We start from the raw sequence: 21801 nt of genomic DNA, 5'->3' as shown, positions 1-21801 counted from the left end.
TCACAGCTCTGGGCTGTGGCAGCAACACAAACGAGTGCGCTTGCTGCAGAAGCAGTCTGCGGTAAACGACTGCGATCAGTCTTAAGCAGGCAGCCGTCCCTCCACTTCGAAAGTCAGCTCCTGGCCGTTTCGACACCGTCGCAGCCTCCCCATCTAGCATGCCTGCTGCATTCAAGCCCGCTCACGGGCTCCGCACCCAAAATGGTGAATGTCGGAACAGATCCGTTGGCACTCCCTGCTTCATTGTGAAGAATTCCCGGTCCAGCGCGAGCTGACGGCGGTGGCGCATGCACCGAATAGGTGCCGAGCGTCCGTTCAATCCTCTCCGAATCGCACGAAGATTCCTTTTTCTACTGGAAAACCCGCTGTTGGCACGCTTTTGGCTTGTCTACATTCTTGTATTCAAGAAAAAACATATCTTGCATACAAGACCAGATCAGCCAAAAGGAGAGAAGCCATCATGGGACGTTTCGCCAAATCACTATTCGGACAGGTGCTCATCGCACTGGTCATCGGGGTACTTGTCGGGCTGTTCTCGCCCGAGTTCGCGGTCAAGCTCAAGCCGCTGGGGGACGGGTTCATCAAACTCATCAAGATGATCATCCCGGTGCTGGTGTTCTGCGTGGTGGTGCATGGCATCGCGGGCGCGGGCGATCTCAGGCGCGTGGGGCGCGTGGGCATCAAGGCGCTGGTGTATTTCGAGGTGCTCACCACCATCGCGCTGGTGATGGGTCTGGTGCTGGCCTTCGTGTTCCAGCCCGGCGCGGGCATGAACGTCGACGTGAAGGCGCTCGACGCATCGGCCATGAGCGCCTATGCGACCAACGCCGACAAGCTGACCTCGGGCGGCTTCGTGGACTTTCTCATGAAGCTCATCCCGACCACCGTGGTCAACGCCTTCGCGACGGGCGACGTGCTGCAGGTGCTGCTGTTCGCGGTGCTGTTCGGCTGCGCGCTGTCGATGCTGGGTGAGCGCGGCAAGCCGGTGGCGGTGGTGATCGACACGACCTCGCTGGTGCTGTTCAAGATCATGGCCATCATCATCAAGCTCGCGCCGCTGGGCGTGCTCGGCGCGATCGCCTTCACCGTGGGCAAATATGGCATCGGCTCGCTCAAGCAGCTGGGCATGCTGGTGCTGCTGTTCTATGCGGCCGTGGCGGTGTTCGTGTTCGTGGTGCTGGGCTTCGTGATGCGCGTCTCGGGCTTCAGCCTGATCAAGCTGCTGCGCTATCTGCGCGAAGAACTGATGGTGGTGTTCGCCACCACTTCGTCCGACAGCGTGCTGCCCCAGATCATGGCCAAGCTGCGCAACATGGGCATCCGCGACTCGACCGTGGGCCTCGTGATTCCCACCGGCTACTCGTTCAATCTGGACGCGTTCTCCATCTACATCACGCTGGCCGCCGTGTTCATCGCCCAGGCCACGAACACGCCGATCACGATGACCGACCTGCTCACCATCCTGGCGATTTCGCTGGTCACCTCCAAGGGCGCGCACGGCGTGCCGGGCTCGGCCATCGTGGTGCTGGCGGCGACGCTGCACGCCATTCCGGCGATCCCGGCCATCGGCCTGGTGCTGGTGCTGTCCATCGACTGGTTCATCGGCATCGCCCGCGCGCTCGGCAACCTGATCGGCAACTGCGTGGCAACCGTGGCCGTGGCCGCGTGGGAAGGCGACATCGACCGTGACCGCGCCCATGCGGTGCTCGATGGAAAGGCGCTGCCGATGGACGAGACGATCGCGGAAAACGGTACAGTCACCAGCGCGCAACATTGATCGACTCAACCCCAAACCACCAATGACTCCCGCCTCCCCCCTGCACATTGCCGAACGCATCGTCGAAGCCGTACTGGCGCAAAAGCTGGCGCCCGGCGACCGGCTGGGGGAGCAGGAGCTGGCGGACAACTTCGCCGTGAGCCGCACCGTCGTGCGCGAAGCCATGGTGCAGCTGCAGGCGCGCGGCTTCGTGCAGGTGCAGCCGCGCAAGGGCTGGTTCATCGTCCAGCCGTCGGCCGAGGAGGCGCGCGACGCGTTTTCTGCGCGGCGCATCATTGAATCGGGCATCGTGCAGGAAGCGGGCCGGCCGATGCAGTCGGTCATCGGCAATCTGCGCAAGCACATCGCGCACGAGAAGAACGCCATCGACAAGGCCGACGCCGCCACGCGCGCGTTCCTACTCGCGGATTTCCATGTCTGCCTGGCCGAGCAGATGGGCCACAAGCTGCTGGCCGACACGCTGCGCGACCTGACCGCGCGCACCACGCTCGCCGCCACGCTCTACCAGTCCACCCACAACGCGAGCCAGTCGTGCGCGGAGCACGAGCGCATCGTGCAGGCGCTCGAAGCGGGCGACACCGAAGCCGCCAAGCGGCTGCTGATCGAGCACATCGGCTCGGTGGAGCAGTCGCTCGCCTTCGCGCCCGACACCCCGCCCGAAGCCGAGACCGCCAGCCGCCTGCGCAACGCGCTCACGCCTGTCCGCCGGGTGGGCTGAATTCGCGTTTTCACGGGTGCCCTGCGGCGCAAAACACGCCGCCGCTATGGTATGAATAAGGGCTTGGCGCAAGACCTGCCGGATGTGCAGGATCTGCTTGCGCCCGTTCCTTTCACTCCTTTCACCACACCCGCCCCGGAAGAGACCACCATGACCAACAAGCTTGACGCCGCCTTCATGCCCGATGCCAACGGATTCTTCGGTGCCTATGGCGGCCAGCTCGTGCCGCCGCACCTGAAGAAAGCCATGGACGACATCGCGTCGGCCTACGACGAGATCGTGCAGCGCAAGGACTTTCAGGACGAGCTGCAGCACCTGTTCCAGGACTACGTGGGCCGCCCCAGCCCCGTGTTTCACGCCAGGCGTCTGTCGGAGCAGCTGGGCGGCGCGCAGATCCACTTGAAGCGCGAGGACCTGAACCACACCGGCGCGCACAAGATCAACCACTGCCTCGGCGAGGCGCTGCTCGCCAAGTTCATGGGCAAGACCAAGGTGATCGCCGAGACCGGCGCGGGCCAGCACGGCGTGGCGCTGGCGACGGCCTGCGCGCTGGTCGGCATCCCCTGCGAGATCCACATGGGCCAGGTGGACATCGAAAAGGAACACCCCAACGTCACCAAGATGCGCATCCTCGGCTGCAATCTGGTGGCCGTCACGCGCGGTCAGGCGACGCTGAAGGACGCCGTGGACAGCGCCTTCGAGGAGTATCTGAAAGACCCCGTCAACACCATCTACGCCATCGGCTCGGTGGTCGGCCCGCATCCGTTTCCGAAGATGGTGCGCGATTTTCAGTCCATCGTCGGCCGCGAGGCGCGCGAGCAGTTCCAGACCAAGTACGGCAAGCTGCCCGACTACGTGAGCGCCTGCGTGGGCGGTGGCTCCAACGCCATGGGCATCTTCACCGCCTTCCTCAACGACGAGGGCGTCAAGCTCGTCGGCGTGGAGCCCGCCGGTGAAGGCGTGGACAAGCCCGGCAAGCACGCCGCCACGCTCTCGGTCGGCAAGCCCGGCGAGATCCACGGCATGAAGTGCTACGTGCTCGAAAACGCCGACGGCACGCCCGCCGCCGTGCACTCCATCGCCTCGGGCCTGGACTACCCCGGCGTCGGCCCGCAGCACAGCTATCTGAAGGACATCGGCCGCGTCGACTACCAGAGCGTGGACGATCAGGAAACGCTGAACGCCTTCATGACGCTCTCGCGGGTGGAGGGCATCATCCCCGCGCTGGAAAGCTCGCACGCGGTCGCCTGGGCCATGCGCGTGGCACCCACGCTGGGCAAGGACGTGAACATCCTCGTGAACCTCTCCGGTCGCGGTGACAAGGATGCGGACTACGTCGCCAAGAAACTGGGGCTCTGAGAACGTGCTCAAGCTCTGGGTCGCTGCGCGTTCTGGCGGAGCCAGTTACATGCGCTGCGCAAGACGCCATGGGTGATTGTTTCCCTTTTCCCGATCCGCACCTCACCACAAAGGAGCCTCGTGCTCCTTTTTTCATTGCCGAACACGTCTCCCCCCTCCCCTGAACGGGGTAGTAACTTTTGTTACCGCAGCAACGCTTCGATCCCGCGATTGCTGCACCCTGCGCTGCTGCCTACACTCGTTTTTCACACGTTGAGAGGAGACGCATCATGCGCAAACAAAAGCAAAGTCAGACGCATATCTACCTGGGATTGCTGGTGTTCGTGGTCTGCTGGATCCTGTCCAGCGCGGCCCATGCGTGGCAGCCCGAAGTGGGTGAAAAGCCCAATCCCATGGAGCAGCTGGAGATGGTCAACGGCCAGCCCGTGAACCTCGCCAGCTATGCGGGCAAGCCGCTGGTCATCTACTTCGGCGCGGACTGGTGCGCCCCCTGCGTCGCCAATGGCCGGCCCGCCGTGATCGACGCCTTCAACAAGTACCGCAACAAGGGCCTGCAGGTGCTGTTCGTGGATCTGGACGATCCGTTCAAGCTCCGTGGCAAGAAGATCAATGAATCCCGGGAGCTCGGCATTCCCATCGCCATGCGCGCCGCGCCCACCGGTGATCAGGCGAAACTGCGCAACTTCGACTTCGGCGGCTTCGGGCGCATCCAGGTGGTGCCCACCGCCATCCTGCTGGACGGCAGCGGCAAGGTCGTCGCCAAGATCGAGCAGGGCACCAAGCTGCGCGACGAGCTCGATGGCGCGGTGGCGCCACTGGTGCGCTGAGCGCGCGTTTCTTCAGACGCCTTCCCCGCATCAGGGGGTGCACCGCATCCCGTTCGCAGGATGCGCCTCCTTGCGCATGGAAAACCCGGTCGTGGCTGTCACGGTTCTTTCACGACAGCGCTCGAACATGGCGAACAGGCAACGCCGCCCGTGACACAGCCGAACGTCGACGGGTGCGCTGCCGGACTCTTCAACCCTTCTGGTGACATGTCATGAAAAAGCCCATTCCAACATTCCGGCTTGCTTCCTTTGCCGCGGCCGCGTGCGCCGCACTCACCCTCACCGCCTGCGGCGGCGGCGATGACAGCCCCTACAAGACCCTGCACGGCGACGCGCCGCAGATCATTGCGCACCGCGGCCTCTCGGGCTACTACCCCGAGCAGACCCGCATGGCCTACGAAAAGGCCGTCGACGCCGGTGCCGACATGATCGAGCTGGACATGCACCTCACCCGCGACTGCCAGCTCGTCGCGCGCCACAACGCCTGGCTCAGCGACAGCACCAACATCGCCGAAGTCGCCAAGACCAACGCGGCGGTCGCCAGCCGCAAGCGCACCACCAAGGGCGTTCTGGTCGACGTGAAATACCCCGCCATCGCCGCCAACGGCCCCGCGCAGTATCTCTCCGACCAGCTGGACCCGAACGATCCCAAGTCCGTGCTCAAGCCCCTCGTCGTCGATGGCGAGGACCACACCGACGACTGGTCGATCAGCGACTTCACCATGGCCGAGCTGCGCGAATGGATCGCCGGCACCACGCTCGACAACCGCAGCGAGCGCCCCACCGAATGGAACGGCAAGCTGCCGATCATCAGCGCGCAGGACGTGATCGACATCGCCGTGGCCAAGGGCAAGGCCCAAAAGCGCACCATCCCCGTCTACGCCGAAACCAAGAACCCCTACTGGAACAACCAGCAGGCGATCGCCAACGGCTGCGGCAAGCCCGGCAGCTCGCCGCTTGAAGACGCCGTCATCGCGCTGCTCGAGAAGAACAAGCTCAACACCAAAGACTCGCCGATCTACATCCAGAGCTTCGACCCCGCCAGCCTCAAGTACCTGCGCAAGGCCGGCATGAAGGCCAAGGGCGTGCAGCTCATCGACGGCAACGACATCAACTACCGGGACGGCTCGATGGTCTTCATCACCAGCGATGAGTGGACCTTCATCAGCGGCCGCCCCTACAGCTGGACCCTCGCGGGAGACGCGCGCACCTTCGCCGCCATGCTCACCCCCGCAGGCCTCGCCGAGATCAAGACTTACGCCGACGGCATCGGCCCCTGGAAGCCCGAAGTGCTCGCCCACTCCGTCGTTCCTTACAAGGAGGGCGCGGGCCTCAAGGACGTGAACACCCTCAAGGACACCGGCCTCATCGCCAACGCCCACAAGGCCGGCCTCGTGGTGCACAGCTTCACCTTCCGCAACGAACCCGGCCGCCTCGCGGGCATCTACAAGGGCGACCCCGTCAACGAATTCCTCGCCTACTTCCGCCTCGGCATCGACGGCGTGTTCACCGACTTCGCGAACACCGGCGTGGCCGCGCGCAAGGCGTACGACAAGGAACTGGGTCTGATCCCCTGATTCACCGGCTCCTTGATTTCCTGATTCCGATCTGACGCGACACGGCAGGCCATCGGCCGACCGTCGTCGCGAAGCACATCACCTGCAAGGTGTTCGGGCAGAGGCCACCCGAACACCTTTTTCCCTTGCGATCCCCCATTGCACTGCGGCATACCGGAATTGACACATACACTTACATACCGGATCCACGACCGCATCACCAAAGGGGACGACAGATGAGTTGCTACGCCATGCTCAAGGAACACCACCGCGCCGTGCGCGACGGCATGCCCAAGGCGCTGAACATGCGCATCCATCGCGCGCTCAGTTGGCTGAACCGCGCGGAACAATGCGAGGACGACCCCGATGGCCGCTTCATCTTCCTGTGGATCGCCTTCAACTCGGCCTACGCGCAGGAGCTGCCGCGCGAACAGCGACTGAGCACCCAGCTGACCTTCACCGATTTTCTGAACCGCCTGCACCGGCAGGATGCCGAGAAGCATCTGGACTGGCTGGTCTGGAAGGAGTTCAGCGGCCCCATCCGCGTGCTGCTCGGCAACCCCTACGTCTTCGAGTCCTTCTGGGCCTATCACCGCGGCCACATCACCGAGGACTCCTGGAAGGAGCGCTTCGAAAACGGCAAGCAACGCGCCAACAAGCTCCTGTCCAACGGCAACACCCCCGACCTGCTCACACTGGTGCTGCAGCGCATCTACACGGTGCGCAACCAACTCATGCACGGCGGCGCGACATGGAACGGCTCCGTCAACCGCCAACAACTGCAGGACTGCTGCAACATCATGGGAAAACTCGTCCCCGTGATCATCGCCATCATGCTCGGCAGCACGGAAACGGAATGGGGCGAGACCTGCTATCCGGTGGTGGAGATGGCGTGAGCGAACGGAGATTTCTGAGCGGTGCACATTTCCCAGTGAACTAAACTAAGCGCCTCGCTGATGTGATGTTTGCTTATGTTCCGACCAGTGCACATATCCCAGTGAACTAAACTATGTGAAGGACTACGCCAAGCGCTTCACGCGTTCCGACCAGTGCACATATCCCAGTGAACTAAACTATGTGAAGGACTACGCCAAGCGCTTCACGCGTTCCGACCAGTGCACATATCCCAGTGAACTAAACTGTCGGCAGGCTTGTTACGGTGATAGGTCTTGTTCCGACCAGTGCACATATCCCAGTGAACTAAACTCATCAGTGGCTTTGTGATTGAGGGCTGCTGTTCCGACCAGTGCACATATCCCAGTGAACTAAACTTGTGTGTATCCGCACAGAAAGGACTTGATAGTTCCGACCAGTGCACATATCCCAGTGAACTAAACTCGACGGATTGAGCATCAGGTTCTCGATGAAGTTCCGACCAGTGCACATATCCCAGTGAACTAAACTCACCCTGACTGGTTCCTGATCGGTCCACGAGTTCCGACCAGTGCACATATCCCAGTGAACTAAACTTGCTCGAAGCCCACCGCGATCTGGTCTGCAGTTCCGACCAGTGCACATATCCCAGTGAACTAAACTCTTGGGGGTTTCGACAGGGGCGCAAACACAGTTCCGACCAGTGCACATATCCCAGTGAACTAAACTGTGCAAAACTGGCTTCAAAAAAGGCCCGGAGTTCCGACCAGTGCACATATCCCAGTGAACTAAACTGTCGCTCTTGCGCTTCCACCCGAAGGTGCAGTTCCGACCAGTGCACATATCCCAGTGAACTAAACTCGCTCTGCGTGCCACGGGCCAGTAACCCCCGTTCCGACCAGTGCACATATCCCAGTGAACTAAACTGTGACGCCCTGATCTTCGATGCAGTCGTGAGTTCCGACCAGTGCACATATCCCAGTGAACTAAACTTCCCCCAAAGGGCTTCGATTATGTGAGCGGGTTCCGACCAGTGCACATATCCCAGTGAACTAAACTCGCGTGGGCTGAGGGCCACGGGTATGACCGGTTCCGACCAGTGCACATATCCCAGTGAACTAAACTGAGTGAGGTCAAGGCGATGAAGCTCCGCAAGTTCCGACCAGTGCACATATCCCAGTGAACTAAACTAGGCTCACAAACACTGAACCCCGGAGATACGTTCCGACCAGTGCACATATCCCAGTGAACTAAACTGCTCTCGTCCTCGTTGTCCACCTCTTCGTCGTTCCGACCAGTGCACATATCCCAGTGAACTAAACTGCCATCGCCGGGAACGTTTGCAGCGTCTGCGTTCCGACCAGTGCACATATCCCAGTGAACTAAACTCTTACCGTTCACCGTGGGGTGCCCGAGTGGGTTCCGACCAGTGCACATATCCCAGTGAACTAAACTCGCTGCCGCCCCAGTACCACGGCGCATCCTGTTCCGACCAGTGCACATATCCCAGTGAACTAAACTCGCTGCCGCCCCAGTACCACGGCGCATCCTGTTCCGACCAGTGCACATATCCCAGTGAACTAAACTCTTTTTGAGGCGTTCCATTACTGATTCTTTGTTCCGACCAGTGCACATATCCCAGTGAACTAAACTGCATGCCGCCAAGCAGGTGCGCGCCGTGGCGTTCCGACCAGTGCACATATCCCAGTGAACTAAACTTGATGGTCAAGGACTACGGAAGGCAGGACCGTTCCGACCAGTGCACATATCCCAGTGAACTAAACTCGGGCGGCACCACACCTGCGTGATGTTTGAGTTCCGACCAGTGCACATATCCCAGTGAACTAAACTCGTACGCTACATGCCAAGGCCAGACGATGGGTTCCGACCAGTGCACATATCCCAGTGAACTAAACTCCCAGACGGCAAGACCTACAACGGGGTCGCGTTCCGACCAGTGCACATATCCCAGTGAACTAAACTCTCGGCCTTCGCGCCGACCGCGCCGATGTCGCTCCGACCAGTGCACATATCCCAGTGAACTAAACTGACGAAGCGCTGGTCGCCTGAGGTGATGTAGTTCCGACCAGTGCACATATCCCAGTGAACTAAACTGAACACGCATCACGCCGACTTGCAGCATGAGTTCCGACCAGTGCACATATCCCAGTGAACTAAACTCTCATCAGCCATGCATCCAGTTCGATGCGCGTTCCGACCAGTGCACATATCCCAGTGAACTAAACTTCACCTGGTACTGTTTGCCGCCCATGGTGTGTTCCGACCAGTGCACATATCCCAGTGAACTAAACTGCCGTCAGCAATCGCAGGTAAGACGTTGCGGTTCCGACCAGTGCACATATCCCAGTGAACTAAACTGGCGCAAGCCTTCTGGGCGGCCCACCAGCAGTTCCGACCAGTGCACATATCCCAGTGAACTAAACTCGTAGACGGCGATTTCACGCGCATCTATGAGTTCCGACCAGTGCACATATCCCAGTGAACTAAACTTCGTTGCCGCTGTGACAACGCGAACCTCAAGTTCCGACCAGTGCACATATCCCAGTGAACTAAACTGCTGAGATGGGCTCGATCAACAACTTCTCGTTCCGACCAGTGCACATATCCCAGTGAACTAAACTTTCCAGCGGCTGTAGATCTTGCCGCTGCGCGTTCCGACCAGTGCACATATCCCAGTGAACTAAACTCAAGTCGGCGAGGAATTGCTTGCTGGTCTTGTTCCGACCAGTGCACATATCCCAGTGAACTAAACTACCAGGGATTTTTCACCATGCGTTTGTCATGTTCCGACCAGTGCACATATCCCAGTGAACTAAACTTGGGTTGGTTTGCGCTGGCGGGGTAGTTGGGTTCCGACCAGTGCACATATCCCAGTGAACTAAACTCTGGTACTTCTCTGCCAGCACCCACTCAGCGTTCCGACCAGTGCACATATCCCAGTGAACTAAACTCGCGATGCCTTCGCCGCCCAGGGGCATGAGTTCCGACCAGTGCACATATCCCAGTGAACTAAACTGGGCTCGTCGATGATGTGGATGGTGATGGTGTTCCGACCAGTGCACATATCCCAGTGAACTAAACTTCGAAGATCTTTTCCTTTTGCATGAATTGGGTTCCGACCAGTGCACATATCCCAGTGAACTAAACTCCGGACTGCGAGCACCTGCACCCGCTGGAGGTTCCGACCAGTGCACATATCCCAGTGAACTAAACTGCCTGCATCGATCAGGTCTCGCCACTTCCAGTTCCGACCAGTGCACATATCCCAGTGAACTAAACTCCTGTGACTGCTGTCACTTCGTATTTGCGTGTTCCGACCAGTGCACATATCCCAGTGAACTAAACTCACGCGCAGCGATGCCCAGCGGTCACCCAAGTTCCGACCAGTGCACATATCCCAGTGAACTAAACTCTGCCAGCGACGCGTAGACACGCGTGGTGTGTTCCGACCAGTGCACATATCCCAGTGAACTAAACTCTGCGCCCCCTGCAGTTGATACCGCATACAGTTCCGACCAGTGCACATATCCCAGTGAACTAAACTCTTGTCCGCCGAGTACATTCGGCCAGTGATGTTCCGACCAGTGCACATATCCCAGTGAACTAAACTGACGTCACGCTTTCGGGGTAGCCGTACTCGGTTCCGACCAGTGCACATATCCCAGTGAACTAAACTACCGTGGCCGTACGAAACCGCCCCGCCTTAGTTCCGACCAGTGCACATATCCCAGTGAACTAAACTCCAGCACGCCAGCGGTCAAGCATCCATTGCGTTCCGACCAGTGCACATATCCCAGTGAACTAAACTAATGGTTCTTTTCTTCCATGGTTACTCATAGTTCCGACCAGTGCACATATCCCAGTGAACTAAACTATGTTGATGCTTGATGTCAATTCACAAACTGTTCCGACCAGTGCACATATCCCAGTGAACTAAACTCACGGCGGACGCGAAGATGTTTTTCGTCGTGTTCCGACCAGTGCACATATCCCAGTGAACTAAACTATCGACCAAGAGTTCATCCCTGGTATTCATGTTCCGACCAGTGCACATATCCCAGTGAACTAAACTTGAAAGCGTTCTGCGTATGTGTCCTTGTGGTGTTCCGACCAGTGCACATATCCCAGTGAACTAAACTGCGTACAAGGCGCGGGACTACGAGGGGGCAGTTCCGACCAGTGCACATATCCCAGTGAACTAAACTCTAACGCACCTTGAAGCTCTGTAGACCATGGTTCCGACCAGTGCACATATCCCAGTGAACTAAACTGAGGCGTTGGCTTGCGAGTCCGTGAGGAGTGTTCCGACCAGTGCACATATCCCAGTGAACTAAACTTCGTCATCGATGATCTCGGTGTACAGGCGGGTTCCGACCAGTGCACATATCCCAGTGAACTAAACTGCAGGGCTGATAGGTGTCTTTGTCGATCAGGTTCCGACCAGTGCACATATCCCAGTGAACTAAACTTGCCATCGCCCAGATTTCCTCCATCGTTCTGTTCCGACCAGTGCACATATCCCAGTGAACTAAACTGCACCATCACCAACTACGAAAATGTCCTACGTTCCGACCAGTGCACATATCCCAGTGAACTAAACTCTGATGCCCTGTGGGGGTAGCCTACCCTGTGTTCCGACCAGTGCACATATCCCAGTGAACTAAACTGCCGAACACGATGTCACTTGTCAGCCATCCGTTCCGACCAGTGCACATATCCCAGTGAACTAAACTGCGCGTTGCGTAGACCCCGGTGGGCGCGCGTTCCGACCAGTGCACATATCCCAGTGAACTAAACTTTTCGGAGTGCATGCGATCGCGTTCATCGTGTTCCGACCAGTGCACATATCCCAGTGAACTAAACTGTTGTGGATGAATTTGACTGGGTAGGTGTAGTTCCGACCAGTGCACATATCCCAGTGAACTAAACTCAGCAGTGCGAGCGTGAGACTCGCGGGCAAGTTCCGACCAGTGCACATATCCCAGTGAACTAAACTGCCGCCATACAGCAGCGATTGCCGTGCGGAGTTCCGACCAGTGCACATATCCCAGTGAACTAAACTAACCAGGCGGCGCAGACCCGACCGCTCCGAGTTCCGACCAGTGCACATATCCCAGTGAACTAAACTGCGCCGACGATAACCCCTTGATTTCTCAAGGGGTTTTTCGTTTTTTCAGCCCAATAATTCACGATTCACCTCAAAAAAGATCAAACTGATCAGGCGCTTTTTTCGGCCTTTGGGCGCTCCGTCCGTGGAAGGTGATCGTGCGTCCGTACTGTTTGTCGGTGAACTGAAGAATATGAACTTTGCCACCGCTTGGCAAGACCCGCTCAACGGCCTTGCACAGCGTGTCCACCTGCGTCTGACTGGTGCAAAAACGCAGATATACGCTGAACTGACTCATCTCGAATCCGATGTCCAGCAGGGCGTTGCGAAAGCCCGTCGCGGCTTTTCGTTCTGGCTTGGTGACCACTGGTAGGTCGAACATCACCAGCATCCACATAAGCCTGTATCCAGAAAGCATGTTGAGTTCACCTTTCCTCCTGGTTTGCTTTTCAATCGCGTGAACTAGCCACGACTCAATGAATCAATCTGCGTCCAGACTCCCAGCAAGGGAAAGCGGCAAACCTGGAAGCGGAAGATCCAATTTGTTGCGCTCATCAAGAAAAACCTGTGCCAGCGATGTCGCCAGCCGATGCATGCAAACCATGACTGGAGTGACACCCACATTGGTTGGCAAATCGTCATACAGAACACGCACCAGTGATCGTTTGGTTTCTGGCGTGACTTGTGCCTCTCCAGCGCGATTCAATTGCCAGACCTTGAGATCGACCACCGGACGAAAAGGCTCCATCAGATCATCCACCAATCGCATGGGATTTGCATCATTGCTATGGTGCAGTCCGATGCTCGGATGCAATCCTGCTGCAACCACACCACGGGCCATCGCAGAGCGCAATACGGTGTAGCCGTAATTCAGCATGGCATTGAGACCACCGCCGTCCTGGTCTCGCCTGAAATCACTACCAAACAGCAGGCCCCAGTATCGGCGAGCACCTTGACCTTCGAGATTCTCCGGGTCACCACTGCGCACCTTTCCCACCAAGGCGCTCAAGGGAATGGACGGCGCGCCTGTAGCTTCCAGCGCAGCGGCCTGTTGTTGCAGTTTGGATTTGACGACTGAGGCCCACAGCCGTTTGACGGTGGGTTGGCTGGCTGCAATCTGTGCCTCGATGCGCTTGGACTGCACATGGTGACCATCAAGGGTGAACAGCATTCCGACCACATTGTGATTGGCTCCACACAATACAAACGGTGCGCCTTTTTCAGCCAAGGCCACTAACAAATTGTTGGTATAGGTGATGCCATGCGCGTTTGCGATGACGGCGGCAATATCGTCCAGCGGGATCTGTCCAAGCTCCTTGCGCTCTCCTTCCGCATCGCGTACGACCATGAAACCTCGGCTGACGAAAAGGTGGCGCCGGTCATCTGCAATTTCGACGATTCGGCCCACCATGTTCGTTACTCCTTGAAGCCTGGGTCGCGAAGCTCGCCGAGCGGCGATAGGCTCACTTGTCGCGCTTTTGCTTTTTGGAGTGAGCCTGCCATCTTTGAGATATACGCGAAATCGCTTTGCTTATCCCTGTTTCGCGCATCGACATTTGCTTCGTTCGGTGCAGCCATAAAAACCTGCCCATTAGCAAAAATTGTTACAACCCTCATAAGCTGCATTCGCCCTTCCAATTCGAGACGTATGAAATCGCCAATGACGAGCCGCATCACAAGCGGCTTCCCGCTTTGACTGATTCCAGGATGGCGCAATTGTTTCAACCCGCCTTTTCCGACAATCGCATAAGCCTCAAAAGTGGATATAACCTGACCTCCCCATTTACCGCGCTCACCCTGAGAAATCTCGAAACAGTAATTGCGTCCACGAAGGTACCCTTTATATGGAAGTGGCGACCCTGCAGCGTCAATACCATGACGCAAAGGCTGCCCGAGTTCCGCAATCCGCACAAGATTGCTGATCTCCCGCCCAGCGCTTCCATCTGCCTTCTTGCGCTGCTTGATCACCCCATCACGCCGAATACCGTAGCTGGTCTCCTCCATCATCGCGCCTTCGTATCCGTGATCCGGCTTATGGCTCACCCAGATATGCCGAACAGCGCGCTCCACGTGCTCGCGATATGTCTTCCACGGCAGTGGCATATCGTCCACCAACCTCGTCAGGCCCCCTTCTCTCGCCTCTGCGCTTGCGCGGGCAAACCGCTGCATCAAACCTTGATCCGTCACACCAATCACACAGGCATCCACCGCATGATGGCGATGGTCGTTGCGATTCTTTTCTCCATCTAGTCCGAGAACATCGTTGAGACCGAATTTGCCACGCAGTAGCGCAGTCATCTGGCCTGGAATGACGCGCGTTGCACTACCGGGCGCGACAAACCGCAAATACTCAGCAGCAACACGCGACAGGTAGCGGGTGTCATTCAAGGCGCGCGCCAGAAAATCCTTATCCTCGCCCAGCCAGCGCTCATAACCATCAGCCGCGAAGCGATAGCGCTTGCGTAATGGCATACGTTCTGCGCGCAGCAAAATGCCGTCGTAACTCCAGCCTTGCGATTCAAAATCTGCGCGTGCATCCCACGGCGGGCGGTTGTGCTTGATGCGATTGGCCTGGCGCATAGCCACCGTACGATTGTTGAGGCTGTCGTCGAGCGTTTTGGAAAACGGCAGAATGTGCTCGATTTCCACCTGATCGCTCAGCAGCATCGCCGCGCTGATTTGCACGCCGCTGTAGGGGCAGCGCCGATCCGCGACATCAAAGCTCAGCTCTTCCCAAAGAATCCATTTCTGCACATCGGTCGTGCGAACGCGTGTTTCGGCAATGCCCAGTACTTCTGAAATTGACCGGCGAATGCGTTCATTGCGCCTCTGGTTGTCCGCCTGCTTGCGTTGCGCTTCCTGCTTCTGCTCCCGGCTTTGCTTCAGGTCGCGAGCCAGTTCAATCACCACCTCTGTCGGCCTGCCGTACTTGCGGATGAGCGCGTTGACCACCACACGCACCTGATTCAAACCGATGTGCACCGTGGGATTGGCTATCTTTCCAAAGCGCTTTTCTTCTGAATCGTCAAGCTTGCCGCTACCGAAGGCGACGTGGCGCTGCAAAGCGCGTCCGTAATAAGGCAATTGCTTGAATGCGAATACTGGTTTGACTTCACCCGTCGTCGCAATGGTGCGCTCACCGATCTGTTCAACATCGGCTTCGTTGTACTCGAAGTTGAATCCCAGATCGCTGTGATGCGAAAAGCCCGCAGCCTGCACCGCCTTGTCATAGGTGACCACGTCGCGTTGCAACTCTGGCAGGATCAATGCCAAGGCTTTGCGACTCAGGCTGCCATATCCTTCCGGCAGTCCAGCATTGGCGATGGCGTCGGCACGGTTCGCATCCACACCGACATTCTGTTCCAGCCAGGCAATCAACCGTTCTTCACTTTCTTCGGTTTGAAGCTGCCAGACGATGTCGTCCTGCAGTGCCGCATCAAGCTCCGCCCACCGCGCACCCAACATCTCTTTCTTGCCCAAAACAGCTGCTGTGGCGTTGCCTTTGAGCTCCTGCCGTTTGGCGTCTTCCAGATTGAACTGAGTGCTGCCAGACAGACCCAGCGCCTTGCGCATCTGCTCGAACGTGACCTTTTGCTTGCTCTCCAGCATCGCCACAATCTTGTCGCGTTGTTCAAACGTGAGTGCCGTCTCACTCAAATCATCATGCAGCACGCGCAGATGGTTCACCTCCTGATAGATGCGAAAGCGCTGCGTGCTGGGCAACGCAAGCGGTGCACGTTCTTCCTCAGGCAACAACGTGCAACGCCCCGGCTTGACGGGCCGTAGATTGCGCTGAAACAGCAGCGTATCGCGCAGATCCGCCCGCGCAGCTTCATTGAACTGTGCCGGATTGAACGCCGCCTGCGCAGCCCAAAGTGCATCAAACTCCTGCGCAACCATCGCACGATCAAGGTACAGGTCATAACGCTTGTCGACGCGCTTCTTGCCTTCGTCATTCGTGAAAGGCGTCTCGCGATATCGCGCGCGAACGCCCTGGCCCTTCACGCCCTCGACGCGCCGCTGCATGCGCTCCGTCCAGAACCACTCACCTACGGTACGGCAGCCCGTTACTTGCAACTGCGCGCGCACCGTGCCAATGGCCTGCTTGAGCGCTCCGCTGTCGTTGTCCTTTTTGTCCGTCTTGCGATTGCTCAGAAAACCACGCCGCTGATTCAGATGGAACAGTGCACGCGCGAACTCTGCGGGTTTCAGCGCTTCATTCAGGCCCTTGGCACGCAATTCATAAGGATTCAGCGTTTCAAGCGATTTGCGTGCCGCTTCGTCTGCGGGGAAAAAGCCGTAATCGATCAGCTTGCGCAACATCCGCTCCTTGCGCTTGAGCAGACGATCACGACGGCGGCGCATGGCACGTGCGGCACGACGGGTGACGGCGAGGGAGCTACCGTCTTTTGGATTGCGACCATCGCTGAAGATGCGAACGCCCGCCTTCATCAACGCCGTGGGTTCAAATTTCTCGTTGAGACGTAAAACAGCCCAGCCCAAAGATGTCGAGCCCAAATCAAGTGCCAATCGATATGCCATGCATCGTCCCTGTTTCTCTTGTGCCATAAAGTTGTCGCAGGCTAGCACGCACATTTACTTACATCAACTGGATGAATCAACAGGGTTTCAGCGAAATCGCTCGTTCTCAGCCTGATGTTGCCAAACTCACCCAAATCACATAGACTGCGATTCACATATTCACTGGGATATGTGCACTGGACGCTAACAAGCATAAAGTTGCACCAAATGGAAAGCCCCGCATGCGGGGCTTTCGCTTTTCTGGACGATGGCTTGTCGCCGGATTGGGGAGTTGCTTGATGGCCAGCGTTTCAAGCAACCGTTTTGGAGTTATCCCAAATTCGGCGCCAGCGCGCGCTTCAACCCTTCCAGATCCATGCCGCGTCGCTGGGCCATGTCTTCCACCTGGTCTTCGCCGATCTGGCCGACGTTGAAGTAGGTGGAATCGGGGTGTCCCAGATAGAAGCCGCTCACGCTCGAAGCCGGGAACATCGCCAGGCTTTCAGTAAGCGTCATGCCGATGTCGGCGGCGTCGAGTGACTTGAACAAATCGAGCTTCGCCGTGTGATCCGGGCAAGCAGGGTAGCCGGGGGCGGGGCGAATGCCTTTGTATTGCTCTTTGATAAGCTCGGCGTTGCTCAAATTTTCATCCGGCGCGTAGCCCCACAGATCTTTGCGCACGCGCTGGTGCAGGCATTCTGCGAAGGCTTCGGCCAAGCGGTCGGCCAAGGCTTTGAACATGATGCCGGAGTAATCGTCCAGCGCGGCTTCGAATTCCTTGTCTTTCTTTTCCGCGCCGATACCAGCGGTCACGGCGAAAAGGCCCGCGTAATCCTTGATGCCGGATTCCTTGGTCGCAACGAAATCGCTCAGGCAGCGGCTGGGGCGCATCACGCCTTCGATTTCCTGCTTCTCGGTTTGCTGGCGCATGCCGTACCACGTCATCAGCACGCGCGTGCGTGATTCGTCGGTGTAGAACTCGATGTCGTCGCCCACGCGATTGGCGGGGAACAGGCCCATCACGCCGTTGGCCTGCAGCCAGCGGCCTTCGATGATCTTCTTGAGCATGGCCTGCGCGTCGGCGAGCACCTTGCGTGCTTCGGTGCCGACGATCTCGTCATCGAGAATCGCTGGGTAAGACCCGGCCAGATCCCAGGTCTGGAAGAACGGGCCCCAGTCGATGTATTCAGCGATCTCGGACAGGTCGAAATTCTTGAACACGCGGCGGCCCATGGCGCGCGGCTCGAGCGGTTGGAAATTCGCGAAATCGACGTGCGTTGCGTTGGCGCGAGCCTTCTCCAGCGGCCACAGCGGAATCTTCTTCTTGTTGGCGTGCTGCGTGCGCACCTTGTTGTAGTCGGCCTGAACCTCGGTGAGGTAGGTGTCCTTGTTGTCGCCGAGCAGGCTCTGCGCCACGCTCACGCTGCGCGATGCGTCGGGCACGTAGACGACCGGGCCGTCGTACTTCGGCGCAATCTTCACTGCCGTGTGCACGCGCGAGCAGGTCGCGCCGCCGATCAGCAGCGGGATCTTCTTGATGCGGAAATACTCGTCCTTGTCCATCTCGCCCGCGACGTACTGCATCTCTTCCAGGCTTGGCGTGATGAGACCGGACAGGCCAATGATGTCCGCACCCTCGGCCTTCGCACGCGCGAGAATTTCATGGCAGGGCACCATCACGCCCATGTTGATGACTTCAAAGTTATTGCACTGAAGCACCACGGTGACGATGTTCTTGCCGATGTCGTGCACGTCGCCCTTCACGGTGGCAATCACGATCTTGCCCTTGCTCGACACGTCCATGCCCGCCGCTTCCTGCTGGCGCTTTTCTTCTTCGATGTAGGGCACAAGATGCGCCACGGCCTGCTTCATCACGCGGGCGGATTTCACCACCTGCGGCAGGAACATCTTGCCCGCACCGAACAGATCGCCGACGACGTTCATGCCGTCCATCAGCGGGCCTTCGATCACGTGCAGCGGACGACCGCCGTTCTTCACGACGATCTCCTGGTACGCCTCTTCCGTGTCGTCCACGATGAAGTCGGTGATGCCGTGCACCAGCGCGTAGGAAAGGCGTTCGCCCACGGTCTTGGGCTGCTCGGGCGTGCCGCGCCATTCGAGCTTTTTGCTGTCGTCCTTGGCCGCGCCCTTGGCTTGGTCGGCGATTTCGAGCAGACGCTCCGCCGCATCGGGGCGGCGGTTGAGCACCACGTCTTCCACGCGCTCGCGCAGGTTGGGCTCCAGATCGTCATACACGCCGACCATGCCGGCGTTGACGATGCCCATGTCCATGCCTGCCTTGATCGCGTGGTACAGGAACACCGTGTGGATGGCTTCGCGCACGGGGTCGTTGCCGCGGAACGAGAACGACACGTTGGACACGCCGCCCGACACCTTCGCGCCCGGCAGGTTCTGCTTGATCCAGCGTGTGGCTTCGATGAAATCGACGCCGTAGTTGTTGTGCTCTTCAATGCCGGTCGCCACGGCGAAGATGTTCGGGTCGAAGATGATGTCTTCCGGCGCAAAGCCCACCTCATCCACCAGCACGCGGTAGGCGCGCGCGCAGATTTCGGTCTTGCGCTCGAAGGTGTCGGCCTGGCCCTTTTCGTCAAACGCCATCACCACGGCGGCCGCGCCGTAGCGCTTGACCAGCTTGGCCTGCTCCTTGAACTGATCGACGCCTTCCTTCATCGAAATCGAATTGACGATGCCCTTGCCCTGAATGCAGCGCAGGCCCGCTTCGATGACTTCCCACTTGGAGCTGTCCACCATGATCGGCACGCGCGCGATGTCGGGCTCGGACGCGATCAGATTCAGAAAGCGCACCATGGCGGCCTTGCTGTCCAGCATGGCCTCGTCCATGTTCACGTCGATCACCTGCGCGCCGTTTTCCACCTGCTGGCGCGCGACGGCCAGAGCCTCTTCGTACTGCTCGTTGAGGATCATGCGCGCGAACGCTTTGGAGCCGGTGACGTTGGTGCGCTCGCCCACGTTCACGAACAGCGAGCCTTCGCCGATGTACACGGGCTCAAGGCCGGACAGGCGCATGGGGGCCACTGCGGGGGAAGAAGAATCGACGGAAGACGACACAACAGACATCTCGCTCACCTGTGCAAAAACCAATGACAAAAAAACAGGTGAGCGCCGTTGTGCGGTACGGGCAGTCAACTGCCCGGGCCCCAAGCCTGACAGGAGCGGACGAAAAATCCGGCGTGGCCTGCTGCAGCGCTCCTTGGGGCGAAGCCGCAGATTTTAAGGCAAGGCTGTCAGCCCTGCACGTTGGACGCCGAAGTCCCGACGGGCGGCTCCTCCTCGAAGGTCTGCGGAACGGGATTCGCGGCCGGTGCAGGCCGGCCGCTCAGGCCGAGCAGCTGCGGCAGCCTGCGCACGGCGTCGCGGTCCTTTTCGCGCTCGGCTTCGCTCAACTCGAACCAGGGCAGGAGCGAGGGATGGGTCCTGCGCTCGTCGTCACGCTCCGCGCCGTAGCGCCAGCCGTTGAGATAACGGTGCGCGGCCCAGCGCTGGTGTTCGGTCATCGCGAGAAACTCGAGCACCTCGCCGTCGATCCGGGTGACATCGCCCTGCACCGCCATGAGCTTGTAGGCGATGTGGTCGGCCTGCGCGCGATTGGCGTCGCGGGCGTCTTCGCCGAGATCTGCCCAGCCGCTTTTGTAGGCATCGCTCTCGCTGGCCGTGCCCTGCGCGAGGCCGACATAGTCCGCATGGATCGCACGCGCGATCCGGTCCTGCTGCTCGCCGCAGATCATCTCGACGGTGCAGAAATCCGCGAGATTGCCGAAAAGACGCAGGCGCGGCTGGGTGCCCGCAAGCAGCGCGGGCAGGCCGTCGATGTCGGCGCAGCGCGCAAACACCGGGAACCGCGCGTTCGGCACAGCCTGCAGCAGCTCGGCCGCCGCGCTGATGTTGTCCTCGTCGCCGGGGTGCGCGCAGATCACGATCTGCAGCGTGTCCTCGGGGCAGGCGAAGGCGTCGTCGACCAGCGCGCGGTAGTGCGCGTCGCTGCCGTGAAAGCGGATGTCGGCGATGTGGTCCGCCATCGGATGGCGCGCCGCCAGCGTCTGGCGCGCCTTGCCCGCCGTGCTCGCGTCCACCCACACATGCCATTGCACGCCGTCGGGCAGCCCCAAGTGGAGAACGCGCAGGCCCTGCACGAGAATCGCCTGCGCCTCCTGCCCGAAGCCGATCAGGTCCACCCGCACGCGGCGCGCGCCGTTCATCAGCGCGGGGGCGAGCTCCTTGGGAAAACGCTCGAACAGGCTGCGCGCCACCATCTTGTGCAGGTTGAAGAAGTGCACCCGCACCGGCTGCATTTCGGCCTGCACATGGCTGCGGAACAGGTCCACGAGCTGGGGATTGTCCAGATGCACATGGCAGTCGCAGGTCTCGCCCCGCAGATCGCCGCGCGCGCTCCACAGCTCGCGCACCAGACCCGCCACCTGGATGCCGGTCTTCTGCTCCTGCGCGAAGCAGATCACGCGCCTGGCCCGGTGCGCTCCGGCGCTTTTGAGCACCGGCTGGGAGGTCGCGTCGCCCGCGATCACCAGATGCCCCTCGCGGCGCAGCGGCGCGACTCTGGCGGCATCGCCCGCGCCAGCGGCACGCTCGATGATGACCGCCGATTCATGGTGCCGCTCGCGCAGGTCGGCCGCGATGCGGCGGCCCTTGCGGCCCGCGCCGACGATGACCGTGGGATGCTTCTTGAACATCACGCGCAACTGCGTGACGTTGTCGCGGAACACGCTGCCGACGATCTTCATCAGCCCGCGGATCAGCACCAGCGTCACCAGCAGCTTGGCGACGATGAGCTGCCACGGCACGTCCGGGCTCTCCAGCGCCGAGCCCAGCGGGTCGGTGCCCATGACCGTCTTGACGAGCCGGAACAGCCGGTCGGGAAAGTAGCGCACCGAGGCGATGTCGGGATAGGCCACGGCGAGGCCGAACCAGGTGAGGAGCACGATGGCCAACACCACCGCTGCCCAGAACAGGCTGACTGCCTTGCGTCCGATTTTCATGTGCTTGCG

At 59.4% G+C, this 21801-nt stretch carries 11 protein-coding genes, 1 CRISPR repeat array and 1 riboswitch; of the genes, 6 read left to right on the top strand and 5 right to left on the bottom strand.

Going from position 1 to position 21801, the window contains the following annotated elements:
• The first annotated feature begins 460 nt into the window (after window positions 1-460).
• The 6 genes from ISG32_RS13795 to ISG32_RS13770 all read left to right on the top strand — a co-directional run bounded on the left by ISG32_RS13795 (window position 461) and on the right by ISG32_RS13770 (window position 7133).
• A complete protein-coding gene (locus tag ISG32_RS13795) occupies window positions 461-1777 on the top strand; it encodes a C4-dicarboxylate transporter DctA (protein WP_194771609.1) in 1317 nt (438 codons plus the stop codon).
• 22 nt (window positions 1778-1799) lie between these two features.
• Window positions 1800-2495 carry a GntR family transcriptional regulator gene (locus tag ISG32_RS13790; protein ID WP_194771608.1) on the top strand — a complete coding sequence of 232 codons (696 nt, stop codon included), beginning with the start codon at window positions 1800-1802 and terminating at the stop codon, window positions 2493-2495.
• A gap of 150 nt (window positions 2496-2645) precedes the next feature.
• Window positions 2646-3854, top strand: coding sequence for a tryptophan synthase subunit beta (gene trpB, locus ISG32_RS13785; RefSeq protein ID WP_194771607.1), 1209 nt, complete (start codon window positions 2646-2648; stop codon window positions 3852-3854).
• A 269-nt stretch (window positions 3855-4123) separates the two neighbouring features.
• Window positions 4124-4681, top strand: a complete 558-nt coding sequence (locus ISG32_RS13780) for a peroxiredoxin family protein (RefSeq protein ID WP_194771606.1) — start codon at window positions 4124-4126, stop codon at window positions 4679-4681.
• 212 nt (window positions 4682-4893) lie between these two features.
• Window positions 4894-6258 carry a glycerophosphodiester phosphodiesterase family protein gene (locus ISG32_RS13775; protein ID WP_194771605.1) on the top strand — a complete coding sequence of 455 codons (1365 nt, stop codon included), beginning with the start codon at window positions 4894-4896 and terminating at the stop codon, window positions 6256-6258.
• A 215-nt stretch (window positions 6259-6473) separates the two neighbouring features.
• Entirely contained in the window at window positions 6474-7133 is a 660-nt protein-coding gene (locus ISG32_RS13770) for a HEPN domain-containing protein (RefSeq protein ID WP_228529815.1), read from the top strand.
• A gap of 11 nt (window positions 7134-7144) precedes the next feature.
• Window positions 7145-12259: direct repeats of the CRISPR family, unit length 36 nt; unit sequence GTTCCGACCAGTGCACATATCCCAGTGAACTAAACT.
• Between the two features lie 70 nt (window positions 12260-12329).
• Here ISG32_RS13770 and cas2 read toward each other — a convergent pair.
• From cas2 to ISG32_RS13745, 5 genes are all read right to left on the bottom strand, one after another.
• Window positions 12330-12635: a CRISPR-associated endonuclease Cas2 gene (gene cas2, locus ISG32_RS13765; protein WP_228529814.1), complete on the bottom strand. Its 306-nt coding sequence runs from the start codon at window positions 12633-12635 to the stop codon at window positions 12330-12332.
• 84 nt (window positions 12636-12719) lie between these two features.
• Window positions 12720-13649 (bottom strand): type II CRISPR-associated endonuclease Cas1, encoded by a 930-nt coding sequence (gene cas1 / locus ISG32_RS13760; protein WP_194771603.1) that lies wholly within the window; start codon window positions 13647-13649, stop codon window positions 12720-12722.
• 5 nt (window positions 13650-13654) lie between these two features.
• Window positions 13655-16780: a type II CRISPR RNA-guided endonuclease Cas9 gene (gene cas9, locus ISG32_RS13755; RefSeq protein WP_228529813.1), complete on the bottom strand. Its 3126-nt coding sequence runs from the start codon at window positions 16778-16780 to the stop codon at window positions 13655-13657.
• Window positions 16781-17089: 309 nt separating this feature from the next.
• A complete protein-coding gene (gene metH / locus ISG32_RS13750; RefSeq protein WP_228529812.1) occupies window positions 17090-19858 on the bottom strand; it encodes a methionine synthase in 2769 nt (922 codons plus the stop codon).
• Between the two features lie 33 nt (window positions 19859-19891).
• Window positions 19892-19999: riboswitch (S-adenosyl-L-homocysteine riboswitch) on the bottom strand.
• Between the two features lie 26 nt (window positions 20000-20025).
• Window positions 20026-21792 (bottom strand): NAD-binding protein, encoded by a 1767-nt coding sequence (locus tag ISG32_RS13745; RefSeq protein ID WP_194771601.1) that lies wholly within the window; start codon window positions 21790-21792, stop codon window positions 20026-20028.
• Window positions 21793-21801 lie beyond the last annotated feature (9 nt).

This window comes from Diaphorobacter caeni (assembly GCF_015354245.1).
Lineage (GTDB): Bacteria > Pseudomonadota > Gammaproteobacteria > Burkholderiales > Burkholderiaceae_C > Diaphorobacter_A > Diaphorobacter_A caeni.
Note: the sequence above shows the minus strand (reverse complement) of the source record. Positions and strands in the feature narration are given on the sequence as shown.